Below are 19,612 nucleotides of genomic sequence, written 5' to 3'. Positions count from 1 at the left end.
CGTTGAACCATCCGTGTAAACCTTCCGTCGATATCAGGCCGAGTATCGATGCGAAACCTTCAAACGGCCTCGACGCGGGCCTGGTCACAGCGGCGTCACCGGGCTGGCCCGCGGCGCGTACACCAAAGCGTCGTAGGCCTTGGCGGGCACCATTTTCACTGTGTAGGTCCAGCTCAGGTGACTGTAGATCGACCGGAAGCCGTCGCCGACGTTGCCCATGGGGACCTCCGAGGTGAGCAATCGGCGGTTGCCGGGCTTCAACGAGGCCTGCGCGATGTTCACGTAGCCCAACGGCTCATCGCCGAACAGCTTGGCCAGAGGCGGGTCGTGGCTCACCGTGAACTGCTTGCGTTCACCGGAGTCGTCGTCCTTGCTGACGAATGTACTCGTGCCGAAGTCGGTGCCGATCGTGAAGTAGTCCTCGCCGTACGCCTTGGCCAGCAGCCGCCCCATCGACTCGTAGGCGAATGCCGCACCACTCTTGTCGATGTGGCCGTTGTGACCGCCCAATATGATCTTCTTCCGCCCCTGGGCATCCGCGATCCACCTGACGTTCTCGGCCATCCAGAAGTCCCGCTTGCGGGCGTAGTCATTTCCGGAGATCTGCAACTGTGCGCCGCGTTCGATGGTCTCGGCGTGATGCACGGCGAGCACGAACGACTCCTCGGTGCTGCTCCTCACATACTTCTCCCGATTGCCTTTCATCTGGGCGACGAGCCGCTCGGCGGCGGTCGCGGCGGCGGCAACCTTCTCCTGGTCCTGTTCAGACCTGGTGGCATCGGTGAGGGCGGCCAAGGACTCCTCGACCGGGCGGACCCGATCAGGGTCGACCAGCGCGAGATAGCGCAGCAGCCGCTCCTTGTTCAGGTCGTAACGCTGCATGTCGAAGCCGTAGAGACACACCTTGTCCGCGTCAGGGACGACGGCGTTGTGGTCATGGATCCACTGGATCAGATTCGACATCTCCCGGGTCCGGTAGATGTCGAAGCCGAGCGCCCTGACCGCGTCCAGCGCGCTGCCTCGGCCCTTCATGACATAGTCGTTGGCTGCGGCCGCACCGCCGAAGTCGGCCTCCAGAGCCACGGTGCGGAAGCCGTGATCCCGCACCAGCTTCTGGATGATCAATGTGCGGGCCTCGACGAACTCCTTGTTGCCGTGAGTGGCCTCACCGATCCCGACCACCCGGTTGGCGGCGGCGTCGGCGAGCGAGGCCTGATCGAGAGGGACCACGGCGTCGGGCGTCACTCCCGACGTGTCCACGCCCGCGCAGCCGCTCGTCGGCAGGCCGATCAGTGCGACGCACAGGAATGTTCGGACGAGCTTGCGCCGCATGTCAGTTCATTTCCTTGCGAATCACGCGCAGCACACCGAGCGTCATCGGGATCGCGATCGAGAAGATCACCGACACGGTCAGTCGAGCAGCCTGGGTCCCGGACAGGTCGCCGGACATCAGGGGGGCGGCGGTGGTTCCCAGGTCGAGCCACTCGGCCAGGACCTCGCCGGTGGCGCTGAGCCGGGCGACCACGGTCCACAGCATCGGTGCCGCCAGGCAGATCACGATCGCGGCCGGTGCGTTCAACAGCAGCATGCCGACGCTGAGGCCCATCGCGACCGCGAGGACGTTCGTCGTGGTCCAGCCCAGCAGAGCGGCAGGGGCGACCTCCCAGTTGGCCGGGACGTCCTGGACACCGGCCACGGCAGCCGTCACCGGCACCGCGATCATCATCGCGAGCAGAGACCCGGCTACGGCTGTGAGCAGCGGTGGCAGGCACTTGGCCGCCAGCACCCGCAGGCGTCGAGGCTCGAGCGTGAACGTCGTCAGGGCGGTGCGGTGGCTCCATTCGCCGGTCACCGTGAGAATGCCGATCACCGGGAGCAAGGTGCCGAATCCGATTCCAGCGGTCTCGATCAAGGTGTACAGCCGCGGACCGGAGACGGCGCCGCGCGCCACGATGGACGCCAAGGTCAGAGCTATCAGAACCACCGTCATGATCTTGCCGCTGCGGGTGTCGAAGAGCTTGCGAGCCTCGGCCGACAGCAGCCGATGGAACGGGATCGAGGTCCCGGGCCGGTGTATGTCCGTACTCCTCGAGCCGCTCGTGGCCGGGAAAATGCCGGTGTTGGTCATGCCGCACTCCGATCGGCGTTCGCAGTCAGTTCGAGGAAGACCTGCTCGAGGTCACGTCCCTGGCCGAGCTCGTCGACAGTGCCCTGGGCGAGGATGCGGCCGCGGCCGATCATCACGATGCGGTCGGCGACCCGCTCCACCTCGTGCAGCAGGTGCGAGCTGAGCAGCACCGCGTGACCCGAGTCGGCGAGGCCGCGAAGCAGCTCGCGCATCCATCGGATGCCTTGGGGGTCGAGGCCGTTGGCGGGCTCGTCCAGGATGAGCACCTCGGGCCGGCCGAGGAGGGCGTGAGCGAGGCCGAGACGCTGCCGCATGCCGAGCGAGTAACCACCGACCGTCTGCCGGCTCTCCCTGGCGGTCAGCCCGACCATGTCGAGGACCTCCCCGACCCGCGACCTCGGCAGTCCGAGCAGTATCGCGCTCAGGGTCAGGATCTCCCGGCCGGTCCGGCCGGGATGCTGGGCGCCGGCGTCGAGAAGCAGGCCCACCAGGGAACCCGGACAGTCCAGTTCGATGTATGGCCGGCCCAGCACGGTGGCCGAGCCAGAGGTGGGGCGGGACAGCCCTGCCAGGATGCGGATGGCCGTGGACTTCCCGGCGCCGTTGGGCCCGAGGAATCCGGTGACGCTTCCCGCTTCGACGGTGAAGGACACGTCGTCAAGTGCCTTCACGTCCTTGTAGAACTTGCTGACGTGGTCGAACTCGATCATGGATCAAGTCCACCGGACGCGACGGCGCCGGTCATCGGACCCAGGTCGAACGCGACCGGCCGGAGGGTCGGCTCACTCGACCCAATTGCAGACCTGCGGCCACCCGGATATAGACCTGGGTCGCTAAGGCATCGGCCCGGTGCTGTCTAGGCTGTGCGATGTGCACGACCGTATGGAGAGCCGGCCGTCTCCTGACCAGTGGGGCATCACGCTGCGCTATGTGTGCGCTCTGCTGCCGATGCTGTTCTACGGGGCTGCCATCGGCGCGAACGTCTCCCGGCACCCTGACCGGCTCCCGGTGGCGTTGGTCGATGTGGGGCTCGGCGTGATCGGGCTGGTCCTGATGGGCTGGCGGCGTCGCTGGCCGTGGCAGATCGCCCTGGCCACCGCACTGCTGAGCGCGTTCTCCAGCATGGCGAACGGCCCCGCGTACGTCGCGTACGTCTCGTTGTGCACGCATCGTCGGTGGCGTCAGATCATCCCCGTCGCGGCCGTGTCCTGGATGGGCCTGGTGGCGTTCTCCACCTTGCCCGCCATCACCGAGGCGACCGACGTGTCCATCGTGACCGGGACCGTCGTCCTGGGCGGGCTGACCGTCTTCGGCCTCTATTTCCGCGGACGCCAGGACCTGGCGGCCTCGCGGCAGGAGGCGGCGATGCTGGCCGAACACCAGCAGCTGCAGCGGATCGAGCAGGCCAAACTGGCGGAACGGCTCAAGATCGCCCAGGAGATGCACGACGTCCTGGCTCACCGGATCTCTCTGCTGTCCATGCTCGCCGGCGGCCTGGCGTACCGGAAGGACCTCACCGCGGAGCAGACCCGCGAGGCCGCCTTGGCGATCCAGGAGAACGCCCACCAGTCGCTGAACGAGCTGCGCACCGTGCTCGGCACGCTCCGGCGCGGCGGCGCCGTACAAGCCCCGCAGCCGAACCTGAGCCACCTGGACGCACTCTTCGACGAGGTGCGTGCTGCTGGCCAGCAGGTCGAGGTGGAGGACACCATCGGCGACAGGGACCTGCTGCCGACGCAGTCCGGCCGGCACGCATACCGGATCGTGCAGGAGGCACTGACCAATGCTCGCAAGCATGCGCCGGGCAGCCGGGTGATGGTCGAGCTCGCCGGGCGGCCGGGGCACGGCCTGCGCATCCGGGTGAGCAACCCGGTGCTGTTCGCAACGACCGCGGGACCTGGCGGCAGGCTGGGGCTGGTCGGCCTGGCGGAACGCATCGAGATGGCCAGCGGCACCTTCCGCCATGTCGTGCAGGACGGACGCTTCGTCCTCGACGCCACGTTGCCGTGGGAGGCTTCACACTATGACGCGACTGGTGATCGTGGATGACGACCCGATGGTGCGCACCGGCCTGCGCCTCATTCTCGGTGGCGAGCCCGACCTGGACCTCGTCGGCGAGGCCGCGGACGGCCGGCAGGCCATGATCGTGATCCGTGACCTGCGGCCCGATGTCGTGTTGATGGACATCCGGATGCCCAACCAGGACGGGCTGACCACCACCGAGCTGCTGCTGGCCAAGCCGGATCCGCCTCGGATCCTAGTCCTGACCACCTTCGACGCCGACGACATGGTGCTGCGAGCCCTGCAGCTCGGTGCCGACGGCTTTCTGCTGAAGGACACGCCTCCGCCGAAGATGATCGAGGCGGTCCGCACCGTGGCGAAGGGTGAGCCGGTGCTGTCGCCGAGTGTCGCACGACAGGTGATCGCCGCGGCCACCGGCGGAGGCGAACCGCAGCGTCAGGAGGCGCAGTGGAAACTGGCCAAACTCACTGAACGCGAGCAAGAAGTCGCGATCGAGGTAGCCCGCGGCAACTCCAACGCCGAAATCGCCGAGCATCTCTACATGAGCGTCGCGACCGTGAAGGCGAACATCACCCGGATCTTCGCGAAGCTGGGGACCGACAGCCGCGTCCAGGTCGCCATGAAGGTACGCGACGCCGGTCTCCTCTGAACGCGCACCTGTCCCCTGCGCGTGGGTGCGGATGACGCCGGTGCCTCACAGCTGAGAGGCGAACTTCCCGGCGGTGCCGCCCAGCGTGGACCCCCAGAGTCGGACCAGCACTCCGGCTTCCGGGTCGTGGTCAGGTCAGTGATCAGCTGATTCCCACCACGCCAGGTTGGCGGCCGCCTGGGTTACCGGCTCGATGATCTCCCACGCCTCGGCGATCAGCCCATCGTCGAGCCGCCAGATATCGACGACCGCGATCCCCGGCTCGGCACCGGGAAGCCATCGCCGCGAGTGCATCGCGACGTGATCGCCGTCGGCCAGCACGTGCTGGATCTCGACCTGCATGCCGGCGAGCGGGACGAGCGCGGTGCGTATGGCGGCGAGCCATTCCGCCTTGGTGGAGGAGGTCGAATCCGGCCTGTGATGGACGAAGCCATCGCTCAGCAACGGCGCGAGCGCGTCGACGTCGCCGGTGGAGACCAGCTGCGTGAGCGCCCGCTGGACGATGCTCTTGTTGTCGGTGGTTGTCATGGGAAGCAGTGTTTCCGCCGTCGCGGCGGCTGTCGATGAACTCGCATTTCATGGCGCTTCGCTCCACGAGGAGTAGCATCGGCGGCCATGTACACGGTCGGGGAGCTGCTGCGGCAGTGGCGGCAGCGCCGACGGCTCAGCCAGCTCGATCTCGCGATCGCCGCCGACGTCTCGGCTCGTCACGTCAGCCTGGTGGAGACCGGCAAGTCCAACCCGAGCGCCGACATGATCCTCCGGCTCGCGGATCAGCTCGACGTGCCGTTGCGTGAGCGCAACCGGCTGCTGCTCGCCGCCGGCTTCGCACCCCGCTACGCCGAGCGACCGCTCGACGGAGAGACGCTGTCGGCGGCACGGGACGCGATCGCGAGAGTCCTGCGAGCACACGAGCCGTACCCGGCGCTGGTCATCGATCGCCGATGGAACATCGTGATGACCAATCGCGCCATCGACCCGTTCCTCACGGACGTCGCCCCCGACCTGCTCCGGCCGCCGATCAACATGGTGCGGCTGGGCCTGGACCCGCGCGGCCTCGCTCCCCGGATCGTCAATCTGGCCGAGGTCCGATCGCTGCTCCGTATCCGGATCACGCGCCGGCTCGCCACCGCGCCCGACCCCGAGCTCACCGCGCTCTACGAGGAACTGCTGGCACCCGACTCCGAGGACGCGAGCCACCCGATCGAGTCCGAGGTCGCGACCCCGATGATCTTCCGCTTCGGCGAAAGAGAACTACGGCTGTTCTCCACCACCACCACGTTCGGCACCCCCACGGACATCACCCTGGACGAGGTCGCCATCGAGTCGTACTACCCCGCGGACGCCGAGACCGCCACCTACTTCACCCAGCCCAACGCCGACCCTCGAGCCGACATGTAGCCACCTGAGGGTAGCTCTGCTTACGCCGGAGACAGCTACGAGCAGAAGGTCGCCGAATTGTGGCATCCCGATCAGGAACTCGAATCCCAACGCGTAGTGATCAGGGCAGAAAGATCATGTGCTCGATCACCCGAGAGTAGTGGCGTGGCCACGATCTCGGGGAAAAGGGCCAGCTCGTCTTGGGGTGGGTGAGTAAGGGTTACTCATGACAGGTCACGCCCGCCGAATCGAGAGTGGTCGTGTCCAGTCCTGATCCGGCATGGAAGGCATGGAAGACCGATGAAAGGCACACGACTCGCCGTTGCCACAGCCAGCCTGCTCACTTGCGCGCTCTCGGCTCCCAGCGCGGCCGCGGCATCGACTTCGTCATCCGGGCCCGTCTACTGGTACCAGATCATCGCGCAGCACAGCGGGAAGTGCCTGGACGTCGCCTACGCCAGCCTCAAACACGCCGCCAACGTCATCCAAGGCGCCTGTGGAGCCGGGTACAACCAGCAGTGGCGCATCGTGAACAGCGAAGCCTCGGGCAACTATGTCCGCCTCATCGCCAGGCACAGCGGCAAGTGCTTGGACGTGGCCTACGCTCGCCTCGAACACGGGGCCAACGTCGTCCAGGCGACCTGCGGAGGCCCGGCCGCCTACAACCAGCAGTGGCGCATCGCGTACAAACCGGGCGGTGGCGGTTCCGCCTGGATCATCGCCAGGCACAGCGGCAAGTGCCTGGACGTGGCCAACGCTCACCTCGAACACGGAGCCAACGTCATCCAGGGCATCTGCGGAGGTCCAGGGTCCGGCCCCAACCAGTTGTGGCGGTTCAAACGGGTCGCCGTCACCTGGGAGTAGGAGGCAGACCAGTCCGGTCGGTTTCGGGGGCCGCGTGGAAAGCATGGGCGGGCCATATCCCAGCGTGCCCAGGCCGCAAGCCCTTCGGCATCATCGTCAGGCGTTGGAGTTGTCCTCCCCCCTGGGGCGCACGGCCTGAACGTAGTAGAAGAACGGCTTGAGGGTGCCCTCGTGCAGGGGGTGGAATCCGGCCGCGGGGATGAGGTCGGCGAGTAGGTCGCGGGGGTTGTGGCGCATGGCGGGGCCGGTGAGTGCGCCGATCAGGTGGGCGGCCAGGGGGTTGGCGGGCGGGCGGAACTCGGCGATCAGCAGCCGCCCGCCCGGGCGCAGGACGCGGTACATCTCCCGTACGGCAGTGCCGCGTTCCGAGGCGGGCATGTGGTGGACGGCCAGGGTGGAGACCACCACATCGAGTGAGGCGTCAGGCAGGTCGAGCGCCTGGCCTTCGCCTACCAGGTACGAGCAGTTCGCGGGAGCCCGTCGGCCCGCGTGGTCGATCATGGCGGGTGACGGGTCGACGCCGATCACCTTTCCACGGGGGCCGATGAACGGGGCGAGGATCCGGGTCAGATACCCGGTGCCGCAGCCGACGTCGAGAATGCTGTCGCCCGGGCGGGCGCCGGACAGCCTGGCCAGGCGGGTGAAGATCGCGCGCCGGCGCCCGGCGAAGGCCACCGCGCCCAGCAACTCGTAAGCCCGGGGATGATCGATCGTGCCGCCCGCATCGGCGCTTTCAGTGTGGTGGTGCAGCAGCTTGCCCAATCCCATCGCGATATCCTCCTTATCGAACAACCTGTTCGCTTATGAATGGTGTGTTCGCTGTCGCGACTGGGTCAACAACCAGATCCGGGCAGCTGTGCCGTACTGAACAGAAAGGCCGGAAGTGGACAGGAGAGTGCGGCGTACCAGACGCGCGATCCAGGGGGCGCTGGTCGAGCTGCTGCTGGAGAAGGGCTACGACAAGGTCACCGTCACGGACATCATCGAGCGGGCCGACGTGGGCCGGTCGACGTTCTACGCGAACTTCACCGACAAGCAGGACGTCCTGCGCAGCAACCTCGACGAGCTGGGCTTCCTGCATCCGGCGCCCGCCGCCGAGGGGCCGCTGTTCGCCTTCAGCCTGCCGATGATCGAGCACGTGGCCGAGCAGCGCCAGCTGGTCCGGGCCCTGCTGGGCAAGCGTGGTGGGGGAGCGGTGATGGCGCACGGCGAGAAGCTGCTCGGCGACGTCATCCGAGAAGAATTGCTGGTCAGGGGCTGGCAGGCGCCCGAGCCTGTGGTGACCTGCGTGGTCGGGGCGTTCCTGGCGCTGCTCACCAAGTGGGTGGACGGCGAGATCAGTGCGACCCCCGCCGAGCTGGACGCGGCCTTCCGCGCTGTGATCATCCCTGGTGTCGAGGCCGCGGCGGGTGTCGCTATCGGTGCGTGATGAGGTCGGCGTGGTGGTCGATGCCCGCGGGGCCGTCGGGGTCGGCGTGCACCGTGGCGGCGCGCAGGCGGGGCAGGTCGTGGATGAGCCGATGCTCCGCCTCGACCGCGACGTGGTGCGCTTCGACCAGGGAGAGTTCGTGGCTGACGGCGATGTCCACCTCGGCGCGCAGCGCGTGACCGATCCAGCGCAGCCGTACCGACTCCGCCCGCACGACGCCCGGGACGGAGGCCAGGATCGCTTCCGCGTGCTCGACCAGCCTGGGGTCGACGGCGTCCATGAGCCGGTGGTAGATCTCGCGGGCCGCGTCGCGCAGCACGAACAGGATGGCGACGGTGATGAGCAGGCCGACGATCGGGTCGGCGATGGGGAAGCCGAGCGCCGCGCCTCCGGCCCCGAGCAGTACGGCCAGCGAGGTGAACCCGTCGGTGCGGGCGTGCAGACCGTCGGCGACCAGCGCGGCCGAGCCGATCTCCCGCCCGACCTTGATCCGGTAGCGGGCCACCCACTCGTTGCCGAGGAAACCGACGATGGCGGCCGCCGCCACCCACGGCAGCGCCGCGACCTCCTGGGGGTTGATCAAACGGATGATCGCCTCGTAGCCCGCCAGCGCTGAGGAGGCGGCGATCAGGAGCACGATGACGATCCCGGCCAGGTCCTCGGCCCTGCCGTACCCGTAGGTGAAGCGGCGGTTGGCGGCGCGCCGGCCCAGTGAGAAGGCGATGGCGAGCGGCACCGCGGTCAGCGCGTCGGCGAAGTTGTGCAGGGTGTCGCCCAGCAGCGCCACCGACCCGGAGAAGGCCACGATGACCGCCTGGACGAGCGCGGTGACCATGAGGACGGCGAAGGAGACGGCCAGCACGCGCATGCCGCGGCTGCTGGACTCCAGGGCCGAGTCGGTCTTGTCCGCGCTGTCGTGGCTGTGCGGGGTGAAGGCGTGCCCGACGCGCGAGACGAACCGCTTCAGTGAGCCCTCGTGGCCATGCCCGTGCCCGTGCCCGTGCCCATGTCCGTGCCCATGTCCGTGCCCATGCGACTGGTCAGCCATGCGTGCCTCACTTGCGTCGAACGTCGTTGCCGCGATTATATGTAGCCATGTACGCACGCGACAACGAATCAGGTGCGACCTCGCCGCAACAGCAACCGACGAGCGCGCAGGTGGACGCCGCGGTCGACGCGTTCCGCATGCTCAGCGACGCCACCAGGCTGCGGCTGATGTGGCTGCTGTCCCACGGCGAGTACGACGTGAACTCGCTGTCGGCGGAGATCGAGGTGGCCAGGCCGTCGGTCTCGCAGCACCTGGCCAAGTTGCGGATGTCAGGGCTGGTGCAGACCCGGCGCGACGGCCGGCGCGTGCTCTACCGGGCCAGGGACGTCCACGTCCGCGGGCTGATCAACGAGGCCCTCTTCCACGCCGACCACGAGGTCTCAGGCATCCCGCGCCACGACTGACCGGGCCTCGTCACCCGGCCAGGGCCTCCCTGAGGAACTCGACGATCTCCGCCCGTGCGGCCTTCGCCTGTGGCACCACGCCCGGCATGCTGAGGAACGCGTGTGTCGCGCCGGGATATTCGGTGAGCCGCGCGGGCGTCCCGGCCTTCCCCAGGCCTTCGGCGTAGCGGCGGCCGTGATCGGAGACCGGATCAAGGGTCGGCACCACCACGAGCGCGGGGGCCAGCCCGCCCAGGTCATCGGCGTACAGCGGCGACACCGGACGGGGATCCGTTCCCGGTGGAACGGCCAGCCGGCGCAACAGCCGCATCTGCGTCACGGTGAGGGTCGGGCTGTGGGCGTACTTCGTGAACGAGGCGTGCTCGAACGCCGTCTCGGTCAGGTCGACAGCGGGGTTGACCAGCACCTGTGCCCGCAGGAGCAGGCCGGAGTCCCTGGCCCGGATCGCGGACAGGGCGCTGATCAACCCGCCGGTGCTCTCTCCGAAGACGGCGGTCCGGGCCGGGTCGATTCCCCACCGCGCGGCGTGCCGCACCACGTGCCGGAGCACGTCCCAGCCGTCGTCGACGGCCGCCGGCAGCGGAGTCTCCGGGGCGAGGAGGCGGTGCTCGACCGAGACGACGACCGCGGGCAGCCGCGCGGCGAGGTGGCTGTTCACCCAGTCGCTCTGCACCGCCGTGCCCACGAACCCGCCTCCATGGACGTGGAGCACGAGCGGCAGGTCGGCGCCGCGCCCGGGCGACGGCCGGTACGCCCGGACCGGGATCACGCGGTCGGGCAGCGCCACCTCCTGCCACTGGATCGCGGCGCCGCGGTCAGGAAACCCGGTGATCAGCCGCGCCAGCGGGGACGACCGCTTGCGATTCGTCGCGTCGCGGAAGGCGGCCAGTTCCTCGGCCGTCATCGCCAACCAGTCCGGCTCCTTTCCCAGGGCATGCAGCAACCGGACGCCCAGCGGGGGCCGCTCCGTTCGGGTCATGTCTCCTCCTCGGCACATAGTTTCGCTACCGCAAGTATCGATACCAAGGGTAGCGTAAACGGCTATCGTGTGACCATGACCCAAGCGACCACCTCCGCCAGGCCACCCGGTCGCCCGCGCTCCGGCGTCAACGCCGTGGTCTTCGCCGCCACGCTGAGCACGGTCCACGAGCTCGGCTACGCGCGGGCCACCGTCGACCGCATCGCCGCCGCGGCAGGCGTCGCGAAGACGACGATCTACCGGCGCTGGCCGTCGAAGGGGGCCCTGATCGTGGACTGCCTCCTTGACGCGTTCGGCCCGGTGCCGCTGGAGGGCGCCGGCCGGGCCGAGCTCATGTCCTCGGCCATCCGCTGGATCGCGGCGAAGATCGGCGAGCCCGGGGTGGGCGACGCGTTCGCGGGCGTGTTCAGTGACGCCATCAGCGATCCGGCCGTGCGCGAGATCCTGTCCGCGCGGTTGCAGGACCCGTACCGGGTCGCCCTCCAGGACGCGCTCGGCGAGCCGGAGAACCGGGTCCTGTTCTTCATCGACGTCGTCGTCGGAACACTGCTCCACCGCATGGGCATGACCGGCGAGCCGATGGTCGACGCCGACGTCGACGCGCTGATCGAGATGGTCCTGCCGCACTTCGCCGACGGCGCCGCTCCGAGCTAGACCGCGAGGCCCTCGAAAAGGGCGAAGGGACCCAAGGGTGTGGGACCTTCGGCACTTATCCGGAGGCCGGCTCCAGCGAGATCGTCAGAGCATCGGTCTGTGACGGAACTGGAGCTGCGGCATGCCTGACGGATACGACGTCCTGCTGCGTGACGGCGGCATCGCCCACGTGCGCCCCCTCACGCCGGCCGACCGCGCGGCACTGCACGAACTCGTCGAGCGCACCTCCGAACGGTCCGCCTACCTGCGCTTCTTCACCGGCGGAAAGGCGACGGCGCACGCCTACATGGACCGCATCACCGGCCCGGACTACCCCGGTCACGCCCTGGTCGCCGTCCTGCACGGGCGGCTGGTCGCGATCGCCGAGTACATCCCGATCAAGGGCGGATCGGCGGACCTGGCGATCCTGATCGACGACGCGGTGCACGGTCACGGTCTGGGCACCCTGCTGCTGGAACACGTGGCCCTGGACGCGGCCGAGCACGGCGTGAGCGAGCTGGTCGCCTACGTCCTCCCCGAGAACAACCAGATGATCAAGGTGCTTGCCGACCTGGGCCTGGACGTGGGCCGCCGCTTCGAGGACGGCACCGTTCACGTCCGGATCGGCGTCACCCCGACACCCCGGCTGGTGGCCGGTATCGAGGCCCGCGACCACGAGGCCGAGCGGGCGTCGCTGCGCCGGGTGCTGGCGCCCCGGTCGGTGGCCGTGATCGGCGCGAGCCGCGATCCGTCGGCGATCGGGCACAAGGTGGTGCGCAACCTCGTCGACGGCTGCTTCGCCGGGCCGATCTATCCGATCAATCCGAAGGGCCGCGAGGTCGCCGGTCTGACCTGCTACCCCAGCATCCTCGACGTGCCGGGCGCGGTGGACCTGGCGGTGGTGGCGGTGCCCGCAGTCCACGTGCTGGACGTGGCCCGCGAGTGCGCGGAGGCGGGGGTGCGCGGGCTGGCCGTACTGTCGTCGGGCTTCGCCGAGAGCGGGGGACGTGCGGCTGAGCACGACCTGGTGAAGATCTGCCGCACCGCGGGCATGCGCCTGATCGGCCCCAACTGCCTGGGCCTGGTCAACAGCGCCGCCCGGCTGAACGCCAGCTTCCTGCCGGGCACCCCGGCTCCCGGCTCGCTGGCGCTGATGTCGCAGTCAGGGGCGATCGGCGCGGCCCTGCTTCAGCAGACACCGGTCTCGTCGTTCGTGTCGGTGGGCAACAAGGCCGACGTCAGCGGCAACGACCTGCTGGAGTACTGGGAGGACGACCCCGAGACCCGGGTCATCGCGCTGTATCTGGAGTCGTTCGGCAACCCGCGCAGGTTCGCCCGCATCGCCCGGCGGGTGAGCGCCAAGAAGCCGATCCTGCTGGTCAAGAGCGGCCGCTCGGACTCCGGCGGGCGGGCCGTGCGCTCCCACACCGCCGCCGCGGCCACCCCTGACGTCGCGGTGGACGCGCTGGTCAGGGCCGCGGGGGTGATCCGGCTTGACAGCGTGCGGGAGCTGCTGGACGCCGTCCGGCTGTTCACCACGCAGCCGCTGCCGCGGGGCCGCAGGGTGGCGATCGTCGGCAACTCGGGCGGCCCACAGGCCATGGCCGCCGACGCCTGCGAACGCCACGGCCTGAGCGTGCCGGAGCTGCCCGCGGGCCTGATCGACGGCCAGGCGGAGGCCTCGGCGCTGGGCAACCCGGTCGACCTCACCGCGGGAGCGTCCGCCGCGCAGCTCGGCGCCGCGGTCACGACCCTGGCCTCCTCGGCCGAGGTCGACGCGGTGCTGGTGGTCTACACGCCGCCGTTCGGCGACGGCCTGGAGGCCACGCGGCGGGCCATCGCCGCCGCGACCAGGCACGCCACCAACACCGTGCTGGCCTGCCTGGTGGGCCACGACGGCATGATCGACGACCGGATCCCGAGCTACGCCTTCCCCGAGGACGCCGTGGCCGCCCTGGCTCACGCCGCCGACTACGCGCAACACCGTCCCTGGCCGGTCGACGCGCCCGCCATGGCCGCGGAAACCGCGGCCGCCCGCCGCCTGGTCGCCTCCGAACTCGCAGGTCATCCCGACGGACGCTGGCTGTCCCCACGTGCGGTCAAGCGGCTGCTCGGCTGCTACGGCGTCACCACGGTCGAGACGATCACGGTCGACGGCCCCGAGACGGCCGCCGAGGCCGCCGGCCTCGTCGGGCTGCCCGCCGTACTGAAAGCGACAGGTCCGCTGCACAAGACCGAGGTCGGCGGCGTGCGGCTCGATCTGCGCACTCAGGAAGAGGTACGGCAGGCCTACCGCGACATGGCCGCCACCATCGGCGAGGAGATGACCGGCGCGATCGTGCAGCCGATGCTTCCCGGCGGGGTCGAGATCATCGTCGGCGGGGTCAGCTACCCGGCGTTCGGCCCGCTGGTCATGGTCGGCATGGGCGGCGTCACCTCCGACCTGCTCGCCGACCGCGCCTTCCGGGTGCCACCCCTGACCCGGGAGCAGGCCACCGAGATGATCGGCGAGCTGCGCTGCGCGCCCTTGCTGTACGGCTACCGCGGCCGAGCCCCCGTGAACGCCGCCGCCCTGGCCGACCAGGTGGCCCGGGTGAGCAGGCTGCTGGAAGACCTGCCCGAGGTCGCCGAGCTCGACCTGAACCCGGTCATCGTCACCCCCGGCGGCGCCACCGCGGTCGACGCGCGGATCCGGGTCGTCGCCTGCGAGCCGCCGCCCTCTCCGCTGCGACGGCGGCTGCGCTGACCAAGGACGGGACTTCCGCCTCTACCGGGCGGACGAGCCCGGAGATGCGATGGAGAGAGACAAGGATGTCGAGAAGGGGTGGTCTGCGATGCACGTGACCGTTTCCGATGTGATGACCACGCAGGTGTGTTCGGTCAAACAGGACACGCCGTTCAAGGAGATCGCCGAGACCCTGATCGCGCACGGCATCAGCGCCGTCCCCGTGGTCGACGACGACAACCGGGTGGTCGGCATGGTGTCGGAGGCCGACCTGCTGCGCAAGGAGGAGTTCCGCGAGCAGTTCTACCGGGAGGGCTACAAGCCGCCGCTGCGTGCCCGGCTGCGTCATCCCGGAGGCAGGGAGAAGGCCACCGGTGACACCGCGGGCGAGCTGATGAGCGCTCCGCCGATCACCGTCTCACCGGAGGCGCCGGTCGGTTCCGCCGCCCGGATCATGGAGACCCGGGAGGTCAAGCGGCTGGCGGTGGTGGACGCCGGAGGCAGGCTGGTGGGGCTCGTCTCCCGCCGCGACCTGATCAAGGTGTTCACCAGGTCCGACGTCGATCTGGCCGCGGAGATCCTCGGCGACATCCTGGGCCGGGTGCTGTGGATGGACACCGACGAGGTCCGGGCCGAGGTCAAGGACGGCGTGGTCACGCTGAGCGGCTCGATGCGCAAGCGCTCCGAGGCGGCGATAGCCGTACGGCTGACGCAGCGGGTCAACGGGGTCGTCGACGTGATCGACAAGATCACGTGGAAAGAGGACGACGCCAAGTGGGAAGGGCGGTAGGTCATGCTCGTGCGTGAAGTGATGTCGAGCCCGGCCATCACGGTCCGCCGCACCGAGCCGGTACGGCGGGCCATCCGCCTGCTCTACCAGCACGCCATCAGCTCGGCCCCCGTCCTGGACGCGCAGAACCGCCTGGTCGGCATCGTCAGCGAGCTGGATCTGCTGTGCGGGGAGTTCGGGCCCGATCCGCGCGCGCACGCGCGTCCCGTGCAGGCGCTCACCGAGCCGCCGCCGCGGCTGGTGGAGGACGTGATGAGCCCCGACCCGGTCACCGTGACGGAGACCACCGACATCACCGCCGTGGTCGGCCTCATGGTGGGCAAGCGGTTCAAGAGCCTGCCCGTCATGCGCGGCGACCGGGTGGTCGGCGTCGTGGCCCGCCGTGACCTGCTGACCATCCTCGTCAGGACGGACGAGGACCTGCGCCGCGAGGTCGAGGCCACGCTCCGCGACGTCTACCCCTTCGGACCCGGCTGGCACGTCGAGGTCGTCGACGGGGTCGCCGTGCTCAGCGGAGATCCGCACGAGTACGCCGACCAGGTGGCCGACGTGCTCGCCAGAACCGTCCCCGGCATCGTCCGGGTGAAGCACCTCAGGAGCTCGCCCCAGGAACCGCCATCGCGGGCGTGACGCGCACGTCAGAACTGCGGCGGGACGATGAGGAGGTCGTCGCTGTCGTGGACCAGTTCGGAGGCGACGTCGATGACGCCTTCGACCTGTCGCACGGCCTCGATCAGCGCGATGCCCTCGGAGGTGCGGGCGACCCGGCCGGAGAGGGTCACCACGCCGTCGTAGATCTCGAACGACACGGCCTCGGGCAGCAGCGCGCGGACGTCGGCCGCCAGCTCCTCCAAGGGGCGGGTGAAGACCCGCAGCACGTCGGCCTGGTGCAGGGTGCCGATGATCTCGCCGGTGACCGGCTCGATGACAGGAAGCTGCTTGATCCGCTTGTCGAGCATGATCCGGGCGGCGTCGCGCACCGGGGTGGTCGGCGTGACGGTGACGGGCGGGCTGGTCATCAGCTCCGACGCCGTGACGGCCTGTGCTTTCACGTGCTCGGTGCGTTGCCTGCGCGATTCGAACATGCTGACGCTGTGCCGTACGGTGTCGGTCTCCTTGTGCAGCAGGTCGTCCTCCGACACCACCCCGATCGGCCTGCGCTCGAGGTCGATCACCGTGACGGCGCCGACCGCGTAGCGCTTCATCGCGGCGACGATGTCGCCGAAGGAGGCGTCCTCGTGCACGGCGATGGCCACGCGGCCCATGACGTCCTTGACTTCGATTGCCATGTCTTTCACCTGCCTCGGATCACGGCCACCGGGCAGCGGGCGTGGTGCAGCACGCCGCGGCTGACGGAGCCGAGCAGCGCCGAGCTCAGGGCGTTACGTCCATGCGAGCCCACCACCAGCAGGTCGGCCTCCTGGCTGACCAGCGCCTCCACCGGGTGGGCGCGAGGCAGGTCCTGGGTCACCGGCAGCTGCGGATAACGGGTCGTGAAGACCGCCAGCTTCTCGGTGACGATCTCGTCCTGGTACTTCCGGACCTCGTCCAGGTCGTACGGGAAGCCGGGAACGTACGCTTCCCTCGGCAACTGCAAGGCGTGCACGGCCCTCAGCTCGCTGCCGCGCAGCGCGGCCTGCTCGAAGGCGTAGGCCAGCGCGGCATCGCTCGCGGCCGAGTCGTCCACACCGACCACGACCCGCCCGTACGGGCCGCGTTTCGCGGGACGCACCACCACGACGGGGCTGTGGGAGTGCCCGGCCACGTTCATGCTGACGGAGCCGAGCAGGGCTCCGGCGAAGCCGCCCAGCCCGCGGCTGCCCACGACGACCTCGGTGGCCTGCTCGGACTCGTCCCGCAGGACGACGGCGGGCGAGCCCTCGACGAGCCCGGTGCTCACCTCGATGCCGGCCTGACGGCCGCGCGCGATGGTCTCCGCCTCCGTGAGCACCTTGTGCCCGGCGTGGGTGAGCGCGTCGTACCACTCGACGTCAGGGAACCTGGAGATCTGGTACGGCCAGCGGTCCACGGCGTGCACGATCCGCAACGGCTGGTGCATGCGGAAGGCGTCGTCGGCGGCCCACTCCAGAGCGGCCTTGGCCTCAGGCGAGCCGTCCACCCCTACCACGATCATGATTTTCCTCCTTTGTCCGCCTCTATCGCACCAGGTCAGCCGGGGTAGGCATAGGGCCGGAAGTCCCACGGACGCGGGCCCAAGGGCCGTTCCGGTCGCACGGGCCCGTCCGTAGCGTCGGAGACAAGAGACCGAGGAGGAGCATCATGGTGCTGGAGAAGCTGGACCCGAAGGAGTGCCTGCGGCTGATCGAGAAGGGCGGTATCGGCCGCGTCGGCTTCGACGGGCCGCACGGGCCGACGATCCTGCCGGTGAACTACGCCCTCCACGAGGACGCGATCGTCTTCAGGACCGCCGACCGCGGTCCGATGGACGACGACCTGCGCACCGGCCTGGAGGGTGTGGACTTCAAGGTCGCCTTCGAGGTCGACAGCATCGACGAGGCCTCGCGAGAGGGCTGGAGCGTCCTGATCCAGGGCCCCGCCCACCACCTGACCCAGGCACCCGACGTGGACGTCACACCGTGGGCCGGCGGCGAGCGGACCCTTTACGTCAGGATCGTCCCGCACCAGATCACCGGCCGCCGCATCCACGCCGGCTGAACCGCGCGGCTCGTAGCGAAGCCCGCGATGGCCGCGGGCGGACCCAGCCGGCTGGGTCCGCCCGCGGCCATCGCGGTGTGTGGCTACTGGAGGATGGGGTTGTGCCGGACGATCGGCAGGTTGCCCAGGCCGAGCGTGCGGCCCGCGCCGCTCATCGCCAGGCCGATCAGGACGATCGAGTAGACGATGTGCTCGTCCATGAACGGGTTGTTGGCCAGCGGCAGTTCGGCCGCCCACATGAGCACCAGCATGAGGCTGCCGGCGACGGCCGCGATCCGCAGGCCGACGCCCAGGATCAGTGCCAGCCCGACGCCGAGCAGGCCGGCCATGAACAGCCAGTCCACCCAGCCCTGTCCGGCCAGGCCGGAGAAGAACCCGCCGAGCGCGCCGTGCGCGGTGCCCTTGAGGAACCCGGTGGTCGGGCTGCCGCCGTTGATCCAGGCCTTCGCGGCGGGGGTGGCGAATCCCCAGCCGAAGGTCTTGTCGAGGAACGCCCACAGGAACACCCAGCCGATCGAGATCCGCGCCAGCGCCCAGACGTAGTCCACAGGGCGGGAGAGGCTCTTGTTCGGATCGGCGTCCATCACGGGCCTGGCGTGCGTGGCGGCCATGACCGCCTCCCTTCGTCGAGGTCTGCGTCAATGACACCGCTGAGATCGCTTCGCGGGCAGTGCCGGAAGGCCCGGCGCGAAAGGACCTTGGACCCGACCGCTACCGGTCCGCGCCGTGCAGGACCACCTTCAGCGCGCCCGTGTCGGCCGGCGCGGCGAACACGGCGTAGGCGTCCTCCATCTCGTCCAGCGCGAACCGGTGCGTGACGAACCCCGCGGGATCGAGCCGGCCTGCCGCGATCATGTCGAGCAGGCTCGGCGTGGAATAGGTGTCCACCAGCCCCGTCGTGATCGTCACGTTGCGGATCCAGAGTTGCTCCAGATGCAGCACGGCGGGAGCGCCGTGGACTCCGATGTTGGCCACGTGACCGCCCGGGCGCACCAGCCGGGTGCACTGTTCGAACGTCTCCGGGATGCCGACGGCCTCGACGGCGACGTGGGCTCCCAGCCCCCCGGTGAGCTCCTCCACCGCGCCGATCGCCTCGGCCGGGCCGACGACGAGGTCGGCGCCCATGGCCTTGGCCGCCTCCAGCCGGGCGGCCGCGGGGTCGACGGCCACGATGTGGCCCGGGGTGAACAGCTGAGCCGTCATGATCGCGGCCAGGCCTATCGGTCCGGCGCCGACCACGACCACGGTGTCGCCCGGCCGTACCCGGCCGTTGAGCACGCCCACCTCGTAGGAGGTCGGCAGGATGTCGGCCAGCATCAGCGCGGCCTCGTCCGGCACGGCCTCGGGCAGGTGGTGCGTGGAGGTGTCGGCGAACGGGACCCGCACGTACTCGGCCTGGGTTCCGTCGATCCGGTGGCCGAGGATCCAGCCGCCGCCTCCCAGGCACTGGCCGTACATCCCGACCCTGCAGTACGCGCACCGGCCGCAGGCCGTGATGCACGACACCAGCACGCGGTCGCCCGGCTTCACCGTCGTCACCGCCGGACCGGTCTCGGTCACGGTGCCGACGGCCTCGTGGCCGAGGATCCTGCCAGGCTCGACCTCAGGCACGTCGCCCTTGAGGATGTGCAGGTCGGTGCCGCAGATGGTGACCGCGTCCACCCGCACGACGGCGTCGGTGGCGTCGATCACCTGCGGCCGGGGCACCTCGCCCCATGACCTGTGTCCCGGTCCCTGGTAGATCAGCCCCTTCATGATGACCTCTCCTCGTCTCGTTTCTTCCATCGCAGGTCAGGGGGCACGCGAGCAGTAGAGGCGAAGGTCCCGGAAGGCGGGGGCCGGCCGTACCTAGGGACTTTCGGCCCGGGTGCAGGGGACGTTCGCT

General features: G+C 69.5%; 22 protein-coding genes. 11 read left to right on the top strand and 11 right to left on the bottom strand.

Going from position 1 to position 19,612, the window contains the following annotated elements; translation table 11 throughout:
• Positions 1-84: 84 nt before the first annotated feature.
• From KIK09_RS07495 to KIK09_RS07485, 3 genes are read right to left on the bottom strand one after another with little or no spacing between them, the layout of a single operon-like run.
• The gene (locus tag KIK09_RS07495; protein ID WP_214317857.1) at positions 85-1,332 is read right to left on the bottom strand and encodes an erythromycin esterase family protein; all 1,248 of its coding nucleotides are present in this window, start codon (positions 1,330-1,332) and stop codon (positions 85-87) included.
• A gap of 1 nt (position 1,333) precedes the next feature.
• Positions 1,334-2,128 (bottom strand): hypothetical protein, encoded by a 795-nt coding sequence (locus tag KIK09_RS07490; protein WP_214317856.1) that lies wholly within the window; start codon positions 2,126-2,128, stop codon positions 1,334-1,336.
• Positions 2,125-2,838 (bottom strand): ABC transporter ATP-binding protein, encoded by a 714-nt coding sequence (locus KIK09_RS07485; RefSeq protein WP_214317855.1) that lies wholly within the window; start codon positions 2,836-2,838, stop codon positions 2,125-2,127. The genes KIK09_RS07490 and KIK09_RS07485 overlap by 4 nt, the downstream gene beginning before the upstream one ends.
• Positions 2,839-2,998: 160 nt before the next feature.
• Here KIK09_RS07485 and KIK09_RS59930 point away from each other — a divergent pair, with 160 nt between their 5' ends.
• A complete protein-coding gene (locus tag KIK09_RS59930) occupies positions 2,999-4,177 on the top strand; it encodes a sensor histidine kinase (protein ID WP_214317854.1) in 1,179 nt (392 codons plus the stop codon).
• Complete coding sequence (locus KIK09_RS07475) at positions 4,164-4,799, top strand: response regulator (RefSeq protein ID WP_308163960.1); 636 nt, start codon at positions 4,164-4,166, stop codon at positions 4,797-4,799. Before KIK09_RS59930 ends, KIK09_RS07475 begins: the two co-directional genes overlap by 14 nt.
• Positions 4,800-4,934: 135 nt before the next feature.
• Here KIK09_RS07475 and KIK09_RS07470 read toward each other — a convergent pair whose 3' ends face one another.
• Entirely contained in the window at positions 4,935-5,327 is a 393-nt protein-coding gene (locus KIK09_RS07470) for a nuclear transport factor 2 family protein (protein WP_214317852.1), read from the bottom strand.
• Between the two features lie 87 nt (positions 5,328-5,414).
• Here KIK09_RS07470 and KIK09_RS07465 point away from each other — a divergent pair, with 87 nt between their 5' ends.
• Both KIK09_RS07465 and KIK09_RS07460 read left to right on the top strand, forming a co-directional pair.
• A complete protein-coding gene (locus KIK09_RS07465; protein WP_214317851.1) occupies positions 5,415-6,200 on the top strand; it encodes a helix-turn-helix transcriptional regulator in 786 nt (261 codons plus the stop codon).
• A gap of 279 nt (positions 6,201-6,479) precedes the next feature.
• Positions 6,480-7,043, top strand: coding sequence for an RICIN domain-containing protein (locus tag KIK09_RS07460; RefSeq protein ID WP_214317850.1), 564 nt, complete (start codon positions 6,480-6,482; stop codon positions 7,041-7,043).
• Positions 7,044-7,139: 96 nt separating this feature from the next.
• Here KIK09_RS07460 and KIK09_RS07455 read toward each other — a convergent pair whose 3' ends face one another.
• A complete protein-coding gene (locus KIK09_RS07455) occupies positions 7,140-7,811 on the bottom strand; it encodes a class I SAM-dependent methyltransferase (RefSeq protein ID WP_214317849.1) in 672 nt (223 codons plus the stop codon).
• Positions 7,812-7,938: 127 nt separating this feature from the next.
• Between KIK09_RS07455 and KIK09_RS07450 the strand changes: the two genes are divergently transcribed.
• Complete coding sequence (locus tag KIK09_RS07450) at positions 7,939-8,472, top strand: TetR/AcrR family transcriptional regulator (RefSeq protein ID WP_214317848.1); 534 nt, start codon at positions 7,939-7,941, stop codon at positions 8,470-8,472.
• On the opposite strand, the gene KIK09_RS07445 is transcribed toward KIK09_RS07450, so the two are convergent.
• Positions 8,459-9,520, bottom strand: a complete 1,062-nt coding sequence (locus tag KIK09_RS07445; protein ID WP_214317847.1) for a cation diffusion facilitator family transporter — start codon at positions 9,518-9,520, stop codon at positions 8,459-8,461. The two genes, KIK09_RS07450 and KIK09_RS07445, sit on opposite strands and share 14 nt — an antisense overlap.
• Positions 9,521-9,567: 47 nt before the next feature.
• Between KIK09_RS07445 and KIK09_RS07440 the strand changes: the two genes are divergently transcribed.
• Complete coding sequence (locus tag KIK09_RS07440) at positions 9,568-9,924, top strand: ArsR/SmtB family transcription factor (protein WP_214317846.1); 357 nt, start codon at positions 9,568-9,570, stop codon at positions 9,922-9,924.
• A gap of 10 nt (positions 9,925-9,934) precedes the next feature.
• Here KIK09_RS07440 and KIK09_RS07435 read toward each other — a convergent pair whose 3' ends face one another.
• Positions 9,935-10,903 carry an alpha/beta hydrolase gene (locus KIK09_RS07435; protein ID WP_250572547.1) on the bottom strand — a complete coding sequence of 323 codons (969 nt, stop codon included), beginning with the start codon at positions 10,901-10,903 and terminating at the stop codon, positions 9,935-9,937.
• Between the two features lie 75 nt (positions 10,904-10,978).
• On the opposite strand from KIK09_RS07435, the gene KIK09_RS07430 reads away from it, so the two are divergent.
• The 4 genes from KIK09_RS07430 to KIK09_RS07415 all read left to right on the top strand — a co-directional run bounded on the left by KIK09_RS07430 (position 10,979) and on the right by KIK09_RS07415 (position 15,681).
• Positions 10,979-11,557, top strand: coding sequence for a TetR/AcrR family transcriptional regulator (locus tag KIK09_RS07430; protein WP_214317844.1), 579 nt, complete (start codon positions 10,979-10,981; stop codon positions 11,555-11,557).
• A gap of 121 nt (positions 11,558-11,678) precedes the next feature.
• Positions 11,679-14,282 carry a bifunctional acetate--CoA ligase family protein/GNAT family N-acetyltransferase gene (locus KIK09_RS07425; protein WP_214317843.1) on the top strand — a complete coding sequence of 868 codons (2,604 nt, stop codon included), beginning with the start codon at positions 11,679-11,681 and terminating at the stop codon, positions 14,280-14,282.
• 88 nt (positions 14,283-14,370) lie between these two features.
• Positions 14,371-15,051: a CBS domain-containing protein gene (locus KIK09_RS07420; RefSeq protein WP_214317842.1), complete on the top strand. Its 681-nt coding sequence runs from the start codon at positions 14,371-14,373 to the stop codon at positions 15,049-15,051.
• 3 nt (positions 15,052-15,054) lie between these two features.
• Positions 15,055-15,681 (top strand): CBS domain-containing protein, encoded by a 627-nt coding sequence (locus KIK09_RS07415; RefSeq protein ID WP_214317841.1) that lies wholly within the window; start codon positions 15,055-15,057, stop codon positions 15,679-15,681.
• 8 nt (positions 15,682-15,689) lie between these two features.
• Here KIK09_RS07415 and KIK09_RS07410 read toward each other — a convergent pair whose 3' ends face one another.
• Positions 15,690-16,340: a CBS domain-containing protein gene (locus KIK09_RS07410; protein ID WP_214317840.1), complete on the bottom strand. Its 651-nt coding sequence runs from the start codon at positions 16,338-16,340 to the stop codon at positions 15,690-15,692.
• Positions 16,341-16,345: 5 nt separating this feature from the next.
• Positions 16,346-17,185, bottom strand: coding sequence for a universal stress protein (locus KIK09_RS07405; protein WP_214317839.1), 840 nt, complete (start codon positions 17,183-17,185; stop codon positions 16,346-16,348).
• Positions 17,186-17,331: 146 nt separating this feature from the next.
• Here KIK09_RS07405 and KIK09_RS07400 point away from each other — a divergent pair, with 146 nt between their 5' ends.
• Positions 17,332-17,727: a pyridoxamine 5'-phosphate oxidase family protein gene (locus KIK09_RS07400; protein ID WP_214317838.1), complete on the top strand. Its 396-nt coding sequence runs from the start codon at positions 17,332-17,334 to the stop codon at positions 17,725-17,727.
• 83 nt (positions 17,728-17,810) lie between these two features.
• Here KIK09_RS07400 and KIK09_RS07395 read toward each other — a convergent pair whose 3' ends face one another.
• Both KIK09_RS07395 and KIK09_RS07390 read right to left on the bottom strand, forming a co-directional pair.
• Positions 17,811-18,338: a DoxX family protein gene (locus tag KIK09_RS07395; protein ID WP_214317837.1), complete on the bottom strand. Its 528-nt coding sequence runs from the start codon at positions 18,336-18,338 to the stop codon at positions 17,811-17,813.
• Between the two features lie 100 nt (positions 18,339-18,438).
• Entirely contained in the window at positions 18,439-19,482 is a 1,044-nt protein-coding gene (locus tag KIK09_RS07390; RefSeq protein ID WP_214317836.1) for a zinc-dependent alcohol dehydrogenase family protein, read from the bottom strand.
• Between the last annotated feature and the right edge of the window lie 130 nt (positions 19,483-19,612).

Source organism: Nonomuraea sediminis (assembly GCF_018531495.1).
GTDB lineage: Bacteria > Actinomycetota > Actinomycetes > Streptosporangiales > Streptosporangiaceae > Nonomuraea > Nonomuraea sediminis.
Note: the sequence above shows the minus strand (reverse complement) of the source record. Positions and strands in the feature narration are given on the sequence as shown.

Bases quoted from the DNA above. Each gene is read 5' to 3' on its own strand.
- KIK09_RS07495 (WP_214317857.1), bottom strand. From the start codon at position 1,332: ATGCGGCGCAAGCTCGTCCGAACATTCCTGTGCGTCGCACTGATCGGC.
- KIK09_RS07490 (WP_214317856.1), bottom strand. From the start codon at position 2,128: ATGACCAACACCGGCATTTTCCCGGCCACGAGCGGCTCGAGGAGTACG.
- KIK09_RS07485 (WP_214317855.1), bottom strand. From the start codon at position 2,838: ATGATCGAGTTCGACCACGTCAGCAAGTTCTACAAGGACGTGAAGGCA.
- KIK09_RS07470 (WP_214317852.1), bottom strand. From the start codon at position 5,327: ATGACAACCACCGACAACAAGAGCATCGTCCAGCGGGCGCTCACGCAG.
- KIK09_RS07465 (WP_214317851.1), top strand. From the start codon at position 5,415: ATGTACACGGTCGGGGAGCTGCTGCGGCAGTGGCGGCAGCGCCGACGG.
- KIK09_RS07460 (WP_214317850.1), top strand. From the start codon at position 6,480: ATGAAAGGCACACGACTCGCCGTTGCCACAGCCAGCCTGCTCACTTGC.
- KIK09_RS07455 (WP_214317849.1), bottom strand. From the start codon at position 7,811: ATGGGATTGGGCAAGCTGCTGCACCACCACACTGAAAGCGCCGATGCG.
- KIK09_RS07445 (WP_214317847.1), bottom strand. From the start codon at position 9,520: ATGGCTGACCAGTCGCATGGGCACGGACATGGGCACGGACATGGGCAC.
- KIK09_RS07440 (WP_214317846.1), top strand. From the start codon at position 9,568: ATGTACGCACGCGACAACGAATCAGGTGCGACCTCGCCGCAACAGCAA.
- KIK09_RS07435 (WP_250572547.1), bottom strand. From the start codon at position 10,903: ATGACCCGAACGGAGCGGCCCCCGCTGGGCGTCCGGTTGCTGCATGCC.
- KIK09_RS07430 (WP_214317844.1), top strand. From the start codon at position 10,979: ATGACCCAAGCGACCACCTCCGCCAGGCCACCCGGTCGCCCGCGCTCC.
- KIK09_RS07425 (WP_214317843.1), top strand. From the start codon at position 11,679: ATGCCTGACGGATACGACGTCCTGCTGCGTGACGGCGGCATCGCCCAC.
- KIK09_RS07420 (WP_214317842.1), top strand. From the start codon at position 14,371: ATGCACGTGACCGTTTCCGATGTGATGACCACGCAGGTGTGTTCGGTC.
- KIK09_RS07415 (WP_214317841.1), top strand. From the start codon at position 15,055: ATGCTCGTGCGTGAAGTGATGTCGAGCCCGGCCATCACGGTCCGCCGC.
- KIK09_RS07410 (WP_214317840.1), bottom strand. From the start codon at position 16,340: ATGGCAATCGAAGTCAAGGACGTCATGGGCCGCGTGGCCATCGCCGTG.
- KIK09_RS07405 (WP_214317839.1), bottom strand. From the start codon at position 17,185: ATGATCGTGGTAGGGGTGGACGGCTCGCCTGAGGCCAAGGCCGCTCTG.
- KIK09_RS07400 (WP_214317838.1), top strand. From the start codon at position 17,332: ATGGTGCTGGAGAAGCTGGACCCGAAGGAGTGCCTGCGGCTGATCGAG.
- KIK09_RS07395 (WP_214317837.1), bottom strand. From the start codon at position 18,338: ATGGCCGCCACGCACGCCAGGCCCGTGATGGACGCCGATCCGAACAAG.
- KIK09_RS07390 (WP_214317836.1), bottom strand. From the start codon at position 19,482: ATGAAGGGGCTGATCTACCAGGGACCGGGACACAGGTCATGGGGCGAG.